11 protein-coding genes are annotated in these 17,106 nt (G+C 41.7%); 5 read left to right on the top strand and 6 right to left on the bottom strand.

The features are described from left to right. Window positions 1-461: 461 nt before the first annotated feature. From parE to MKX82_RS10150, 5 genes are all read left to right on the top strand, one after another. Entirely contained in the window at window positions 462-2,441 is a 1,980-nt protein-coding gene (gene parE, locus MKX82_RS10170; RefSeq protein ID WP_233313824.1) for a DNA topoisomerase IV subunit B, read from the top strand. Next, on the top strand, window positions 2,438-4,873 hold the full coding sequence (parC, locus tag MKX82_RS10165) for a DNA topoisomerase IV subunit A (RefSeq protein ID WP_341076886.1): 2,436 nt from the start codon (window positions 2,438-2,440) through the stop codon (window positions 4,871-4,873). The genes parE and parC overlap by 4 nt, the downstream gene beginning before the upstream one ends. 111 nt (window positions 4,874-4,984) lie before the next feature. Beyond that, complete coding sequence (locus MKX82_RS10160; RefSeq protein ID WP_341076884.1) at window positions 4,985-5,737, top strand: hypothetical protein; 753 nt, start codon at window positions 4,985-4,987, stop codon at window positions 5,735-5,737. Between the two features lie 137 nt (window positions 5,738-5,874). Then, window positions 5,875-6,936: an AbrB family transcriptional regulator gene (locus MKX82_RS10155; protein ID WP_237941438.1), complete on the top strand. Its 1,062-nt coding sequence runs from the start codon at window positions 5,875-5,877 to the stop codon at window positions 6,934-6,936. 476 nt (window positions 6,937-7,412) lie between these two features. Then, window positions 7,413-8,162 carry a hypothetical protein gene (locus MKX82_RS10150; protein WP_341076882.1) on the top strand — a complete coding sequence of 250 codons (750 nt, stop codon included), beginning with the start codon at window positions 7,413-7,415 and terminating at the stop codon, window positions 8,160-8,162. Between the two features lie 26 nt (window positions 8,163-8,188). On the opposite strand, the gene MKX82_RS10145 is transcribed toward MKX82_RS10150, so the two are convergent. The 6 genes from MKX82_RS10145 to MKX82_RS10120 all read right to left on the bottom strand — a co-directional run bounded on the left by MKX82_RS10145 (window position 8,189) and on the right by MKX82_RS10120 (window position 17,099). After that, window positions 8,189-10,741, bottom strand: a complete 2,553-nt coding sequence (locus MKX82_RS10145) for a rhamnogalacturonan lyase (protein WP_341076880.1) — start codon at window positions 10,739-10,741, stop codon at window positions 8,189-8,191. 93 nt (window positions 10,742-10,834) lie between these two features. Beyond that, window positions 10,835-11,935, bottom strand: a complete 1,101-nt coding sequence (bglB, locus tag MKX82_RS10140; protein ID WP_341076878.1) for a beta-galactosidase BglB — start codon at window positions 11,933-11,935, stop codon at window positions 10,835-10,837. Between the two features lie 13 nt (window positions 11,936-11,948). Further along, a complete protein-coding gene (locus MKX82_RS10135) occupies window positions 11,949-13,313 on the bottom strand; it encodes a family 4 glycosyl hydrolase (protein ID WP_341076876.1) in 1,365 nt (454 codons plus the stop codon). Between the two features lie 14 nt (window positions 13,314-13,327). Continuing rightward, window positions 13,328-15,313 carry a beta-galactosidase gene (locus MKX82_RS10130; RefSeq protein ID WP_341076873.1) on the bottom strand — a complete coding sequence of 662 codons (1,986 nt, stop codon included), beginning with the start codon at window positions 15,311-15,313 and terminating at the stop codon, window positions 13,328-13,330. A 5-nt stretch (window positions 15,314-15,318) separates the two neighbouring features. Next, entirely contained in the window at window positions 15,319-16,017 is a 699-nt protein-coding gene (locus MKX82_RS10125) for a rhamnogalacturonan acetylesterase (protein ID WP_233313832.1), read from the bottom strand. A 44-nt stretch (window positions 16,018-16,061) separates the two neighbouring features. Further along, a complete protein-coding gene (locus MKX82_RS10120; RefSeq protein ID WP_341076870.1) occupies window positions 16,062-17,099 on the bottom strand; it encodes a glycoside hydrolase family 88/105 protein in 1,038 nt (345 codons plus the stop codon). Window positions 17,100-17,106: the final 7 nt, after the last annotated feature.

Below are 17,106 nucleotides of genomic sequence, written 5' to 3'. Positions count from 1 at the left end.
TTAAAAGCACCTTATTTGCATCCGTTTTTTTATTTTCTCTCTGCGCTATTATGAGGATAGCCCGTCAGAGAAACGGTAGTTAGCGTTTTTTTTATAAGAAATATGTGTTAACATAATTAAGATGCATAAACGAAACCTATTAAAAAAAGCTTTTCTCTTTTAGCTTTCTTGGTTTAATATTGAATTTAATCGATTATTTTGTGAGTAACTCGATATATCAATATGCTTGTAGAAAAAATGCTGCTATTATATGATAAGAACAAACGTTCTGATTTTAGTATTTTTTTATCAAATGCATAAAATAGTGTGCTTCGTCCACTATAGATGGCAAAAAGATAAAGAAAAAATAATCCTGCAAACAAAGAGGATAAATGAAATTATAGACGAATACATAAACAATTGTTCGACATGCTACATAAAAAGATAATATGTCGTGTTTTTGAGGTGAAAGGGGTATGTCTGTGGCGAAAAATCAACAACCATTTGACTATAACGATGATGCCATACAGGTGCTGGAAGGACTGGAAGCTGTAAGAAAGCGTCCCGGTATGTATATAGGCAGTACAGATTCAAGAGGGTTGCATCATCTTGTATATGAAATAGTAGATAATGCTGTCGATGAAGCATTAGCCGGATTCGGTGAAGAAATCATTGTAAAAATCCATAAAGATAATTCTATCAGTGTACAGGATAAAGGAAGAGGACTTCCGACAGGGATGCACAAAATCGGCAAGCCGACACCTGAAGTAATCTTTACGATCCTGCACGCAGGCGGAAAGTTCGGACAAGGCGGATACAAGACGAGCGGCGGTCTGCATGGTGTAGGTGCGTCAGTTGTCAACGCCTTGAGCGAGTGGGTTGTCGTTAAAATAAAAAGAGACGGTTTTATCTATGAACAGCGTTTTGAAGATGGAGGAAAGCCAGTTACTACGCTTGAAAAGCTAGGCAAAACAAATCAAACTGGCACGACTATTCACTTTAAGCCGGATCCTTCCATCTTCTCTACAACTACTTATAATTTTGAAACGCTTTCAGAGAGGCTGAGAGAGTCAGCCTTTTTATTAAAAGGACTTAAAATCGAATTAATAGATGAGCGCAATGATGTCCATGCTGTCTTTCATTATGACAACGGAATTGAAGCTTTCGTTGAGTACTTGAATGAAGAGAAGGATACTCTGCACCCGGTTGTTAGCCTAGAAGGGGAAAGCAACGGGATTGAAGTAGAATTCGCTTTCCAATTTAATGACGGCTATTCAGAAAATGTTCTCTCCTTCGTTAACAACGTCCGCACAAAGGACGGCGGAACACATGAAGCGGGCAGCAAGACAGCAATGACGAGAATGTTTAATGAATATGCCCGCAAGGTCGGCCTGCTTAAGGATAAAGATAAGAACTTAGACGGATCAGACATACGAGAAGGTTTGTCTGCGATTGTTTCTGTCCGCGTACCGGAAAGCCTTCTGCAATTTGAAGGACAAACGAAAGGCAAGCTTGGTACAAGTGAAGCAAGAAGCGCTGTCGATGCAGTCGTTTCCGAGCATATTTCCTACTTCTTTGAGGAAAATCCTGATACGAGCACATTGCTAATCAAAAAAGCCATTAAAGCATATCAAGCAAGGGAAGCGGCGCGAAAGGCTCGGGAAGAGGCCAGAAGCGGCAAAAAAAGAAAGCGCGGCGAAACAGTGCTATCAGGCAAGCTGACACCGGCACAGTCAAAAAACCCGCAGAAAAACGAATTGTATCTAGTTGAAGGTGATTCTGCAGGCGGCTCTGCTAAACAAGGAAGAGACAGACGCTTCCAGGCCGTTCTGCCATTAAGAGGTAAGGTTATCAACACAGAAAAAGCAAAGCTGTCTGATATCTTTAAGAATGAAGAAATCAACACTATTATTCATGCGGTTGGAGCAGGTGTCGGAGCGGATTTCAATATCGATGATTCCAATTATGACAAAGTTATCATCATGACAGATGCTGATACGGATGGCGCGCATATTCAAGTGCTGCTGCTCACATTCTTCTATCGTTATATGAAGCCGCTTGTGGAAGCAGGAAAAGTGTATATCGCACTACCGCCGTTATACAAGGTAAGCAAAGGCTCAGGAAAAAAAGAGGTTATTGAGTATTCATGGAGCGACGATGACCTGCAGGACGCTATCAAAAAGGTCGGTAAGGGCTATGTGCTACAGCGTTATAAAGGATTAGGCGAGATGAATGCAGATCAGCTTTGGGATACAACGATGAATCCTGAAACAAGAACATTAATCCGTGTTAAGATCGATGATATCGCACGAGCGGAACGCCGCATCACAACACTGATGGGTGATAAGGTAGAACCTAGACGGAAATGGATTGAGTCAAATGTTGCGTTCGGACTCGAAGAGGAAGGCAATATATTAGAAAATGAAAATATTGTGGTTGCAGAGGAGGGGGATGAATCATGAGTTCAAGTTCAACGGAACAATTTCGTGATTTGCCTTTAGAGGACGTTCTCGGTGATCGCTTTGGACGTTATAGTAAATACATCATTCAAGAGCGGGCGCTGCCAGATGCCCGCGACGGCTTGAAGCCGGTTCAGCGTCGGATTTTATATGCGATGCATGTTGATGGTAATGTTCATGACAAGAACTTCAGAAAATCTGCGAAGACAGTCGGTAACGTTATCGGTAACTACCATCCTCACGGAGACAGCTCTGTGTACGAAGCGATGGTGCGGATGAGCCAGGAATGGAAGGTCAGAAATCTGCTAATTGAAATGCACGGTAATAACGGAAGTATTGATGGTGACCCTCCTGCGGCAATGCGTTATACAGAAGCAAGACTTTCTGCAATATCATCAGAACTGCTGAAGGATATTGATAAAAAAACGGTCGATTTCATTCCGAACTTTGATGACACATCAACAGAACCGACTGTTCTGCCGGCAAAGTTCCCGAACTTGCTTGTGAACGGTTCAACAGGGATTTCGGCTGGTTATGCAACAGACATTCCACCCCATCACTTAGGTGAGGTGATTGATGGTGTTATCGAAAGAATGGATAACCCAAAAGCAACCGTAGAAGATATCATGAAGCATATCAAGGGCCCTGATTTCCCAACAGGGGGCATTATTCAAGGGGTAGACGGTATTAAAAAAGCCTACGAAACAGGCAAAGGCAAAATTATTGTCAGAGGCAAAGCGGATATTGAAGATATTCGCGGCGGGAGACAGCAAATTGTCGTAACAGAAATACCTTATGAAATAAATAAAAGCAATCTAGTGAAGAAAATGGATGAAATCAGGCTTGATCGAAAAGTCGAAGGGATTTCTGAGGTCCGTGATGAAACAGACCGGACAGGCTTGCGCATTGTCATAGAGCTGAAGAAAGATGCAGACGCTTCTGGTATTCTCCATTATTTATACAAGAATACAGATCTGCAAATTACTTACAGCTTCAATATGGTTGCCATTCATAATAAACGTCCGAAGCTGATGGGCATTATTGAGCTATTGGATGCTTATATTGAGCATCAGAAGGATGTTGTGACAAAAAGGTCGCAATATGATCTGCAAAAAGCGAAAGAAAGACAGCATATCGTTGATGGTCTGATAAAGGCACTGTCTATTTTAGATGAAGTTATCTCCACAATCCGTGCGTCTAAGGATAAACGAGATGCGAAGGATAATTTAATTGCATCCTTCCAATTCTCTGAAGCTCAAGCGGAAGCGATTGTGTCCTTGCAGCTATACAGACTTACAAATACGGATATCACGGCGCTTACTGCAGAAGCAGAAGATTTGGCGAAGAAAATCGAAGAATGGACAGCGATTCTTTCCAGTGAGAAAAAACTTCTTGCTGTTATCAAAAAAGAGCTGAAAGATGTTAAAAAACGCTTTATTTCTGACAGAAGAACGGCGATTCAGGCTGAAATTGAGGAAATCAAAATCAACCTCGAAGTTCTTGTCGGCAGTGAGGATGTTATCGTAACAGTAACAAAAGAAGGCTATGTGAAGCGGACTAGCCAGCGCTCCTATGCGGCAAGCAATGGTCAGGACTTCGGCATGAAGGATTCAGACCGTATCTTAGCTAAATTGGATGTTAATACAACTGAAGTTGTATTGCTGTTTACGAATAAAGGAAATTATTTATATTGCCCAGTCCATGAGCTCCCAGATATCCGCTGGAAGGATCTTGGACAGCATATTTCTAACATTATTCCAATCGATAGAAATGAAAGCATTATTCATGCAATACCAGTTAAGAGCTTTGAGGAAGGCAAGTATTTGCTGTTCTTCACGAAAAATGGCATGGCGAAAAAGACCGAATTGACAAGCTATAAAGCACAGCGCTACAGCAAGCCTCTTGTTGCACTAAATCTGAAAGGGGAAGACGAGGTAGTCGATGTCGTAGTGACAGACGGCAATAAAGGTGTTATCATCGCCACTCATTTCGGCTATGCACTTCGCTTCCATGAAGAAGAAGTCAATATTGTCGGAGCAAGGGCAGCTGGTGTGAAAGGCATAAGCTTAAAAGAAGATGACTATGTTGTCTCCGGTCAAATCATTACGGATGAAGCCAATGAATCGGTTGTTATTATGACACAGCGTGGTTCTGTGAAGAAAATGAAGTTAGCAGAATTTGAGAATGGCGGTAGAGCGAAACGCGGCGTTGTGATGCTGAGAGAGCTTAAAGCTAATCCACATCGCATTGTCAGCATGTTTATTGCAGGTAAAGCAGATACCGTTCATCTCCAAACAGAAAAAGGACTAGTCGAAGAAGTGCAGGTGGAATCAATCCGATTCAATGACCGTTATTCAAACGGATCATTTGTCATTGATGAATCTGATGCAGGCAAAGTTATATTAGCTTGGTTAACAAAACCGGTAGAATCTTAAAAAGATAATCCTTCACCAAAATGGTGAAGGATTTTTTTCTTCCTCCTTTACATCTTTTTTCCATTATTGGAGATGATATTTACTAACAGGATTACGCCAGGAGGGATTAAATTGAGAAAAGAACTATTGTTCGCCTTCACCGCATTTTTTTTCATGTCACTAAGTGCGATCACAGGGGCCTACGCATTGGAAAATGAAGAGCAGGAAAAGAATGTGCTTCAAGAACAAAAAGACATAAATGGTGATGGAAAACAGGAAACTATTGGCTTAAACGGAATTCTTTCAGAGGAAGAGAATGACTTTTATACAAGACTAACGATTCAAATAACTGACAGCAAGGAGCAAAAGTCAGTACAGGAGGTAGATGGCGGATTCAACCCACAGTTAGAACTGATCGATTTGGATGGTGATGGAACGGATGAAATGTTCTTAACACTAGCTGAAAATGAACTAGGCAGCAAAAAGAGATTTGCGATTTATGATTACGACGGTACGAAGATAAAGGAAGCTTCCATTCCAGAATTACCTGTGATGACAAGCAGCTTTAAGGAAGATTATAAAGCAGAGCTAGTGATTGAAGGGATAAAAACCTATAATTTTGATTTATATGAGCGAAAAAATACATATGAACAATTAGGCTTATATCAAAATGGGCATTTGAATGAGTCTACAGAGCTGATTATCAGTCCGTTCTCCCAATTAAAGCCTTCGAGCTATAAACATAAATTAACACTAGAAGGCAAGCAAATGATTAGCGGCATAGCACCTGTCGATAAAATAGCATATTTGGAGACAGTGTGGACGAACAAAGATAACACTTGGAAATTAGAAAAAATAAAAGTAAAAGAAATCAGCAAAAAATAACAGAGAACTGTTCATCCGAAAAGGGAGGGTGGATGAACAGTTTTTTATACGCAAAAAATAATCTTTCGAAACCCAAACTAATTTTTATGATAGTATATTATATATACATCTAATAAATTAGCAAGAAGGGATATAGAATGTCATTTTATCAAATGTTAGTGTCAGCTATTATTGGCGGAACACTTTTTCAATTGCTTCATCTGCCGTTAGCATGGCTTCTCGGAGCGATGATCGGCACAATAGCCTTTATTAAACTCACCAAGCAGACTCCAAAACTTCCTTTCTCCTTTCGCACTTATGCACTGATTCCAATCGGTTATACAATCGGAGAAAATTTCAATAAACAAACACTTATGGATATGGTTACACATCTGCCATCCATGCTGGTATTGACCATATGTTTAATCCTGTTCAGTCTGCTGCTTGCAGTTGTGACGAATAAACTCACACACAGCAACCTGAAATCAACGATTGCAGGCAGTATCCCTGGAGGATTAACACAAATGGTGGCGATCAGCTCAGAAATTAAGGGCATAGATCTTACTGTCGTAACTATCATTCAAGTCAGCCGTATCATGACAGTGGTTATGCTAGTTCCTTTTATCGTTTATAGTCCGATTTTCCATGCAGGAAGCACAGCAGTAGCAAGTGCAAATGCAGAAGGCGTAAACTGGCTGTTTCTGTTCTTTCTAGTCATTTCATATGCAGCTGGGGCAGTTGCAAAAAAATGCAAATTTCCAACTCCCTATATGCTAGGACCGCTTATCATCATTGCTGGTCTTTTGCTTATTGGCATGGATGTACCGGCAATTCCAGTGCCAGTCATTGCTGCAGCACAGGTAATGATGGGCATTGATTTAGGCATGCAGATGAAATTCGGCGAAATCGAGAATAAACCGCGATTCTTAGCCGTTTCAATTATTTCTTCGATCGTACTTGTTGGTTTTTCCTTCGTTCTGTCCGCCATTTTACTGGGGATAGAAGAGAATATATCGCTATTAACCGCATTTATCGGCCTTGCACCAGGAGGAATGGCGGAAATGGCCTTGCTCGGGCAGGCAGTTAAAGCCGATTTGACGATTATTACCACATATCAATTGTTCAGGCTTTTGTTTATATTATTTATAGTCCCGCTTATTATGAGGAAAGTTTTCCTGTTTGTGGAAAGAAGGCAGGCAGCAAAAGTAGTTATAAAATAGTTAACAGCAACTAGACATTAAAATTTATGTCTAGTTTTTTTTGTTTATGAAAAGCGCTTTCATTATATAAAAAAGTGAACCAATAAGATTGCGTTTAAACATGTAATTTAACTAGAAAAATGAAATAAATGATGCAATGAATCTATGCTAAAGACAATATTATAGAAACAATTAAAATAAAAATAAATGTTCAGCTAAAATTAAATTAAATTTTAGCACGAACAAACAATTATATATAAAAACAGTAGAAATAATTTAAGAAACTACAAGTAAAAATTTTTATTCTGTCTCACTATCTAAAGTATACTTTAATTTGAGACAGAATTTTTCATAATTGTAATTGCTTGTTATAATATATATTATGTAAACTAGAAAAAATAAAAAAAGAAAACTGGCTTTTCATTATTTTAAGATGCTTTTATATCTTCTCTTCTGGCATACTAATAACAATACAACTTTCACCAAGGAGTTTATACATGCTAATACATAAATTTCTACCTGCCATCAAAAAGCTTTCTGTTCATCAATCACTTACAAAACAAGACTTATTGACAGCTTCATTCCAAATTGGTGCTGAAAATGATCTTGTCATGTATTATGCACCACATAATGATTATGTAAACAAGCAAGCGATTATTATTATTGTCGGAATTACTCCTGGCTGGCTTCAAATGAAAAACGCTTATGAAGCTTTCCTTTCGTACGAACATATGTGCTTAACGGAACAACTAAAGCTGACGAAGGAATATGCAAGCTTTAGTGGATCGATGCGCATCAATTTAATTAATATGCTCGATGAAATCGGACTGCAAACGGAACTTGGCTTAAGCAGTACTGCTGAGCTGTTTGCAGAAAAACGGAATTTGCTTCATACTACCTCCCTTCTTAAATATCCAGTATTTTATAAAGAGCAAAATTATACTGGCCATAATCCATCAATGACACATGCTAAGCTCCTTCATCCTTATATTAACACTGTGTTTCCGGAGGAATTACAGCAGCTGCCTCAGAGCTCTTTAATCATTCCGTTAGGAAAAAAGGTTGAGGAGATGATGAAGAAGCTAGTGTCAGCTAATAAGATTAAGCAGCCGTATCTTTCCGGCTTCCCTCACCCTTCTGGTGCAAATGGTCACCGTTTAAAGCAGCTTATACAGGAAAAAGCTAGACTCATGGAAGAGCTTGCTGGCTGGTCTGAGACTTTTAAAAAAGACAACAGCCGCTACTAATGCTAGCGGCTGTTGTCCTATGTTTGCTATTTCCACGAATTGATCAGTAAGTCAGCATGCTTCGTTAAATTTTTTGCTGCCTCATCTGAAATATTTTTAGCTTTTACGCCCTTCTCTATCTGGTCCTTATATTTCTCCAATGCTTTAACTGCTTGCTTCTTATTGCTTTTTTCCTTGTGTTTTATAGCCTGCGTATAGCTGTTTTCTAACTGTCCGTACAGCTTGCCTGATAGTTCGCCCTTATCTTTATAATCCTTCATTAACTGACTAAGCAAAGCTTCTAAACCAGGTGTTGTGAACGTTGGCACTGGCACTTGTGACCAATCTGTATCACTTGCAAAATAGAAGCTAGTATAAGTAGGCTGATTATAGGTTGTGCTTTGTCTAGCTACACCTGTGCGGTATTGAACATCATGCATTAGTGTATAAAGCTTTCTGTCAGTCACTTCTGTGCTTTGATAGATTCTGATCGCAGAGCTGTCTGTTGTGCGGACCAGCAATTCCTCACGCCAGTCGCCAAATATGTCAGCTACAAGCGATGGATTCCCCTTTGTGCCATTATTCGTTCTCGTTCCTTCTAGTGTCAGAAGTCTGCCATTCTTCCAGTCTTCAATGGTCGGTGTCACTTCAAGAGCTCCGTCGACTATTTGAGTTGTCATATTGCCTGCCCATTTAATACTCATATTCGTACCTGGTCCAGCATCTCCGATTTTTTCTCCTTTTGCCGTATATAAGCCGACACCTGTGTTGGCCCATGTCTCAAGCCCAGGCTTTGTTGGGTCGATATCACCAATCATCCCTCTGCCTGTATCTTTACCTGTATAACCGCCATAAATAACTTCACCTGTCTTAGCATCCCTTAAAGTGTAACCGTACGGTGCACTCGTTGCCCCTTCATGCACCATGTATATTTCCAAACCAGGACGCTCAGGATCGATATCGGTGACATGAAGAGCGTCACCGTGTCCGAGTCTTGCCGTTGTTCCAGGTGAAGCACTTCCTTCAGGCATTACATCTGTAGAGCTGTACAGTAAAGAGCCGTTATCGTCAATCGTTGCTCCCCCATAGACAATTTCCTGCTTGCCGTCTGAGTCCACATCAGCCATTTCCAGAGAATGGGCCCCTTGTGTTGTTAATGTGCCGAATTCTTTATTGGTGCCATCCTTGCCATGAGGACTGTCATTGAACGGGTTAGACATTGGTGTCCAGCCGGAGTCGACATCCCATTTCTTCTTCAAATGCTTCCCATCCCAGCTGTAGGAAACAAGCGTTGTTCTTGTATAATAGCCTCTAGCAAACACAGCATATGGCTTTTTACCGTCAAGATAAGCTACTCCAGCAAGAAAGCGGTCCACACGGTTGCCAGGCTCAATGCGCGCCATCGCATAATCGCCCCACATTAAGCCGTCATCATGGCGGTCTGTTTCATAATGGATGGTTTCCAATTCCTTCCCTGTAGCTCCTTCAAATACAGACAAATATTCAGGGCCTTCAAGAATGAACCCTTCAAAAGTCCTTAAATCATTACGTGTGCTTCTGCTTGGTGCGTAAACATCCATGAAATAATCAACAAGACTTTCTGCGTCCTGTTTTGATAGTGGATAACTGTATTTCTTTTCGATGCCAAAGGCCTCTTCTAAGCTTTTAGGCCAATTGGCATTAACAACTTCTTCATGCTGATGCCAGTTTCTAAACATTTTTACTAAATGATCATAATAATCTGCAGCACTCATGCGATAATCATCTTTATTGCTGTAGCCTGCCTTTATATCGCTTTTAGGCATCGTAATGTATTTTTCTGATGTAATATTGCCGTTTTTATCATAACGAATGACTTTCGTTCCCGGAGCAGTCTTAAACATTAACTCTGCTTTGCCGTCGCCATCAAAATCATACACCGACATTTGTGTATAATGCGCTCCTGCTCTTATGTTCACACCAAGGTCAATTCTGTACAGCAGCGTGCCATCCATCGTATAAGAGTCGATATACACATTGCCTGTATACCCTTTTTGAGAGACATCTTTAGAATTAGACGGATCCCATTTTACGAAATATTCATATTGCCCGTCGCCGTCGACATCACCCACACTCATATCATTGGCAGAATATGTGTATGTTTCGCCTGCAGGCGTTACCCCGTCCGCTGGTTTTTGCAAGGGAATATCATAAAACTGGTCAGCCCATGGACGGACTGAAGCACTTTCATCGACTTCTTTCCCGTTTACGACTGCCCTTACCTCATAAGCAGACGAAGCACTACCAGTTTTGTCGAAAAAATTGGTGCTGTCACTAACGGTTGCGATTTTTTTGTTATCGCGGTATACATGGAAGGATGCTCCCTTCATCCCATTTTTTGTGTAGCCTGTCACCTCTGTTCCTAAAAGTCTCCAGCTGAGGAAGTTGCCTTCAGAAGTTTGGGCTGCTGTTAAGCCTCTGTCTAAGTATTCTAATTGCACTTTAGAAGAAGTATCTGTAGATTTGTGAGCAAAAACACTGCTTGTATCAACAAAAAGCAGCGGCAGCACCGCTGCAGCACAAAGTGCCTTTCTCATATAGGAAGAACCTTTCCAAGACATAAGCTACACCTCTTTTTAATTTTTTTGTAAACCTTTTCATTTTATTTTAAAGGAAGAACCTTGCATACGAACAAGGCCCCCTATTAAAATCTATTACTGACAATCTTGCAAAAATTCTGCGAGACAAAGAATAGCTAAAGATTGACCATACGGCATCGCGGTAATTCGAATATCCTTATAAAACTGGAGCGTATCTCCCATTCCAGTGCCGACAGAAACTTTTTGCAGCACTCCCTCGCTGTTTATTTCTCCTCTGAGTGCTTCAATCGCCTTATAAGCAGTTTCTCTGTACATTTCAGACACATAGCCCTTATGAACAGCCTTTAAAATGCCATAGGCAAACCCTGCAGAAGCAGACGCTTCTAGATAAGAGCTGTTGTCATCAATTAACGTATGCCACAGCCCACCCTCATTTTGCCAATGGTGCAATGCTTCAATTTGTCTTTGTAAAGTCTCTAGAAGAAAGGATGAGAAAAAGTCATCTTCCTGCAGCCCGAGAATATCAATTAATTCTGGGATAGCAATGGTGATCCAGCAGTTTCCCCTTCCCCACAGCGCTTCTGCATAATGATGATTGCCCTCAAACGTCCATCCGTGAAACCAAAGACCAGTTCGTCTGTCTGCTAAGTATTTAATATGAATGAGAAATTGCTTTTTTGCTTCCTCGATATAATCTTGTCTGTTTAAGAGCATGCCGATTTTCGCAAGGGGCAGCACGGTCATCATCAGCGTATCATCCCAAAGCTGATTTTTGTTTTCAGGCCCGTATGTCATATGCTGCAGTCCATCTTCCTTCGTCCGCGGCATCTCCTTCATGACCCAATCAGCCCATTCTTGCAAATGAGGCAAGTAGTCTTGATTTTTCGTATCTTCATATAAACAAGCAAGTGTTAATAGTGGTGCCATCGTATTGACGTTTTTCGGCGGGACTCCCTCTGTGAATCTTGCAGTAAACCAGTCATGAATAATCTGCAATGCTTTTTCGTCACTAGTCAGCTTCCAATATTGATAGATACCATATAAGCCGACTCCCTGCGGCCAATTCCAAACATGCCAGCTTTTATCATCAACGATTAATCCATCGAAATTCAGTAAATATTCACCAGTATCATCCTGTATTTTCGTTAAATTGTTCATTAACAGCTGGATTGTTTCTGTCACCTGTTTTTTATCTGCTGCTGTAATATTTGCCATTTGACCATCTCCTTTACTGATTTTGCTGCAAAATGCCCATTTCCTCAAATAATGCTGCTACCTGTTCATAAGGAATGGCTGCAACCAATGGATCTTGAATAAAGGCATTAAAGAGGAGCTGATTGTCCATTGTTAACACCGCCTTTAGGACTGCTTCTTGGTTATGAACATGCCTGTTAACCATATTGGCAACATCAAGTGGCAGGTCTTTTGTTAAAACAGGCTGGACGCTGTTTCTGCGGATTAGAGCATTTGTTTCGACGATAGCATGATTAGGCAGATTTGGAATTTGACCTAGATTCGGAAAGTTGACGTTTGTCACTAGTTCCTCCAATCCAAGCAAAGCAAGGAGAATTTCCACCCCTTCTTCACCAGACGGCTCTAGGACGACTTTTGTATCACCAGTAAAAGCTTGTTCATTTTCGGTTATTTTCCGTGCTTGGTCTTTTACGCGAAAATCGACAGACGTTAAATGGAACTTCCAGTCATGAACTGTTTCAGGATTCTTTAAATAAACAGGCGGCATAAATTCGGCAAGATGACGATCGCCTGCTGCTGCAATAAGTCCGTATTTTTTAAATAAGTCAAATTTCACACGATTGCTTGAGCTGAATACACTTTCCTCCCATTTTCCTTGTTCTTTTTCGTATCCTGTTTCGGCATACTTCTCAGCAAACTGCTTATATAGGGGGAATAAGTCAATCTTTTGATAAGCGGCCTCATTAAGCCATGTAAAGTGATTGATGCCTGTTACACTCACTTGGATGTCTTTGCGGTTTTTCACGTTAACATTTAGCATTTCACCAACCATATCTGCTAGCAAATGCTGTGTTTCAAACACTTCATGGCAGCAGCCGATCGCTTTAATTGCTGGAAACACCTCATATAAAGTGCGGGTGCATAAGCTCATCGGGTTTGTATAATTGATTACCCAAGCATCCGGACAATGCTTACGTATTTCGGCAGCGATTTCCACAAACATTGGAATCGTTCTGACAGCGCGTCTAATACCGCCTGGTCCAACCGTGTCCCCGACAGACTGGTATATTCCGTACTTCTCTGGAAGGTGAACATCCTTTGCCATATCTTCAAAAGTCCCTGGCAGGATTGAGATAATCACGAAATCTGCTCCCGTAAGAGCTTCCTTGATTGCAGGTACTGCTTCGTACTTCCATTTGCCAGTTGCATCAGGATGATTCGTTATATAGGTGCCGATTTTTTCATTTGTTTTTGCAGCTTCGAGATTAAGATCATAAAGGGCCACTGTTCCTGATATTCTTGACTCGAGGGCAAGATCATACATCAATCTTCTGGCCCAGCCTTGCGAGCCTCCGCCAATATAGGCTATTTTAATATCATCGGCCTGTAGTTTATCCATTTGTAATTCCTCCTTTAATACAATTGCAGAATTCGATATTCATAGTTTCCGATCTTCCATTCACCTGCAAGTATTTCCTCTTGTGTAAGGCAGTCGACTGCTTTTTGAGGAATGCTGACAGTCCCTCCGTTGCCGTCCATATTGACAATAACCCAATATTTTTTGCCATTCTGGTCTCTTGGAGCGATAATTGTTCCTTCTGAAGCGGTTATCTCTTGCTGTACTCCAGCGAGGCGTGCATATGTTGTGATGATTTCTGTCAGCATCCTACTCCCCGCATCACCGAGCGGCAAGGAACCGAGCATCACTATCATGCCTTTGCCGAGTTGTCTTTCTGTCAAAAAAGCTTTCCCTGAAACTAGCCCGCCCTTTATAACACCGACAGCCTTTGCTTCCTGTACATCAAAAACAGAGCTCCACAGCCCTAGTGGCGCAGTATGACCGAAGGCTTCTCCAACAGAACCAGTATCTTCAATCGGGAAGGTGAAGGCTGTCTCTACTCCTGCCAGCTTCTCAAGACTTCCTAAAGCTGCATCTGTATGTATCGTATGATGCTCTGTTCTGCCGCCGCTCAACGGGCCGACAATCCATATACCTCCCGCTTCAACAAATGCTTGTGCTTTCTTAATAAATTCATCTGAGAGATGATGAACAAAAGGAGTAACCAACAGTTTATAGCCGTCCAGCTCAGCTCCTTCCGGCAAAAGGTCGCGGTGGAGGCCTGATGCTAAAATATACTTGTAGAAATCCGTGATTAATTCCTTATAGTGCAAGCCTTTATGCGGTTCTGTGTTGAAGAATATCTTGGCTTTATCGGAATAAGTAAGCGCAATTTCTGCCTGCATTGGGGATGTTTCTGTCAAGATTGGTTCAATGGTGCGCCTTGCCGTTTCTGTTTCTAAAACTTCTTCATACCCGACCGTTGGTTTCCCCCAGGCGCTGATGACAGAACCATGGGGCTGTTCGCAGCCTGCTCTTTGCTGACGCCACAACCAATAGCAGAAAGCTTCTCCGCCTAATGCGTAGGCAGCCACTGCTTCTGCTTTTAAATAACCTTTTGGGTGGGGCTTCGCATAGCTTTCAAGCGATGCACTGTAGGAGGGACTTGTTTCCATAATCCAAAACTCCTTGCCTTTTTTCAGGTTTCGCCATAGATCACAATTGAACAAATATGAGTAATACGAATTGGCTGGCGCATATGTGTCAAAGGAAGCAAAATCAAGGTTTTGAAAGAGGCGTTCATTGTCGACAGCGAACATGACGGTGCTGTTATGGGTGATTGGTGCTTGTGAATGCTCGCGGATAATTGCTGCTTGTTCTTCTGCAAATTCGGCAATTGCTTCCGTTGAGAAGATTTGATACATCGTCTTTAATGATGAATTATGCAAAAATGGCACGGGTCCAGGCTGCGGAACTTGGTCAAAGCTGTGATAATACTCACTCCAAACATGTGTTCCCCAATCGTGATTTAAGCACTCAATCGAACCATAGCGCTGCTCAAGCCACTGATGCCAAAGCTGTCTGCAACTGTCACACATACATTCTGCTACATGGCATTTAAACTCATTATCAAGCTGCCAGCCGATCAGCCCAGGCATCCCGCCAAGTGCTTCTGCGATTTTCTTTGTTAGAATTGCTGCTCGTTGTCTGAAGTATAGATTATTGGTGCAAACATGCTGGCGAGAGCCATGAATCATTGTTTGCCCATTTTGATTGACATACATGCGCTCAGGGTGTTCATAAGACATCCAAATCGGCGGTGTTGCAGTCGGTGTACACATTACCGTCTCAATACCATTGTCATACAGACGTGCAATGATGTTTTGAAAGAAACTCAAGTCAATTGCTCCTTCGGTCGGCTCCATTTTTGACCAAGCAAATTCACCGATTCGAACGACATTGATGCCAGCTTCTTTCATAAGCACAATATCTTCTGCTATCGTCTTTTCATCCCAAAGCTCTGGGTAATAAGCCGCGCCATGATACAGTTTTTTCGCCATCTTAGCTATCTCTCCAATCTAATCTCCGTCTTTTTAATGAAGTTTTTTAGCTCCAGCGGTAATTCCATGATACCCTCTATAAGGAGTCTGCATATTTCCACAGCACCTGACGAGTGAAAATGCGTGTCATCTTGCAACCCGCTTGGATAATTTGGATGCTCGCCTGCAGTCAGCCAGACAAATAGTTCCTTTGACGCTTCTGGACCGAGAGATTCATACAGTCCTTTCGTTTTAACATGCATATCAATCAAAGGAACCGCTAATCTTTTCGCCAATTGCCGCATAGCGTCTGGATAATCCCCCAGCGTATCAAGCAGTGTTCCATCTTCGCTGAACTTCCGTCTGTTTACAGATGTTAAAAACACCGGAAACGCGTTCTTCGTATGTGCCAAGGCTGCATATTCGGCCAGACAAGCCTGATAAGAGGTATATGGCTCGGTTCCATATGACTTTTGATCATTATGGCCGAACTGAATAAATAAGTAATCACCAGGCTGGATTCTGTCTTGAATGGAAAGAAGCCTGCCTTCCTCTATGAAGCTGTTAGAGCTTCTGCCACCCATCGCTTCATTGCAGACTTCGATTTCCTCTGTAAAAAAATCCTGCAGCATTTGTCCCCAGCCTGCCATCGGGGCTTCAAATGCTGGACAGGTGGCTGCTGTTGAGTCACCTGCTATAAACAAGCGGATACTCTTATCCTTCACGCTTTGCTGCCTCCTATTTTTAAGAGATTCAAACTACTCCGATTTTATGCGTAAACACGATTCGTGCTTTTTATTAACTGGGAAAGGTACACAAGTGCAAGGCCTTGTCCCCAGCCATGGATCCGTTTGAACGGTACTCCTTTGTAGCCGTCTATATCATCCATAACAGCAGTTCCTGCAGAGACATTCATTACCTTTCCGTCTTCTGTTATGTGTTCAAGGATGGATGCAATTGATTTCTGTGTGTATTTGTTATAAAGAGACCCTCGTGACAAAAGCGCTGCTGCAATACCACAGCTGCCTGACACTTCTAAATAAGAGGTGCTGTCTATCAAAACGGTGTGCCACAAACCTGATTTATCATCCTGCAGTCTTGCTAACGCACTCAGCTGATCCCTTAAAGAGCCGTCAATGATCATAAAGGATGGATGTGTCACATCAATTAGTTCAAGCGCTCTAGCCATCGTCAGAGCGGCCCAGCCATTACCTCGGCCCCAATAAATACTGGACATATGGTTTTTCGCCATATTATCCCAACCATGGTAATAAAGATCAGTAACTGGATCTTGAAGCAGTTCTTCATGACCATGAAACTGCTTAAGCCCATCCTCGAAATATTCCTTGTTTTCTGTTAGCTTGCCAATCCGCAGCAGGAAAAGTCCAGCCATCATCATCGTATCGACCCATGCTTGTTCATGGAACACATACGTAGTCGAATTCACAGTATGCTGGAGAATTCCGTCACCGAAGCGCTCCGCGTCATTCCGCAAGTATTCTGCTAGTTGGATCGCTGTGTCTAAATAGCGTTGATCATTTGTGCCGGCATATAAGCTCAGCAGAGCATGACCCATGGAAACACCGTTAACAGACAGCTTAGGTAATCCATCCTCTAATCTTTCGTCCATCCAGTTTTTCAATAAATGAAGATATTCCTCCTTGCCAGTTACCTCATATGCTTCGGCCACTCCATAAAAGGCAACTCCTCCTGGCCAATCCCAATTAAAGTCCATTTGAAACGTCTTATTCACTACAGCATCTATCACATCAAGAATGCTGCTTTCATCAAAAACAAGTGCTGGCATAATTTCA

Source organism: Niallia sp. FSL R7-0271 (assembly GCF_038005785.1).
GTDB lineage: Bacteria > Bacillota > Bacilli > Bacillales > Cytobacillaceae > Niallia.
The sequence above is the reverse complement of the archived record's forward strand: the minus strand, read 5'-3'. Positions and strand labels throughout refer to the sequence as shown.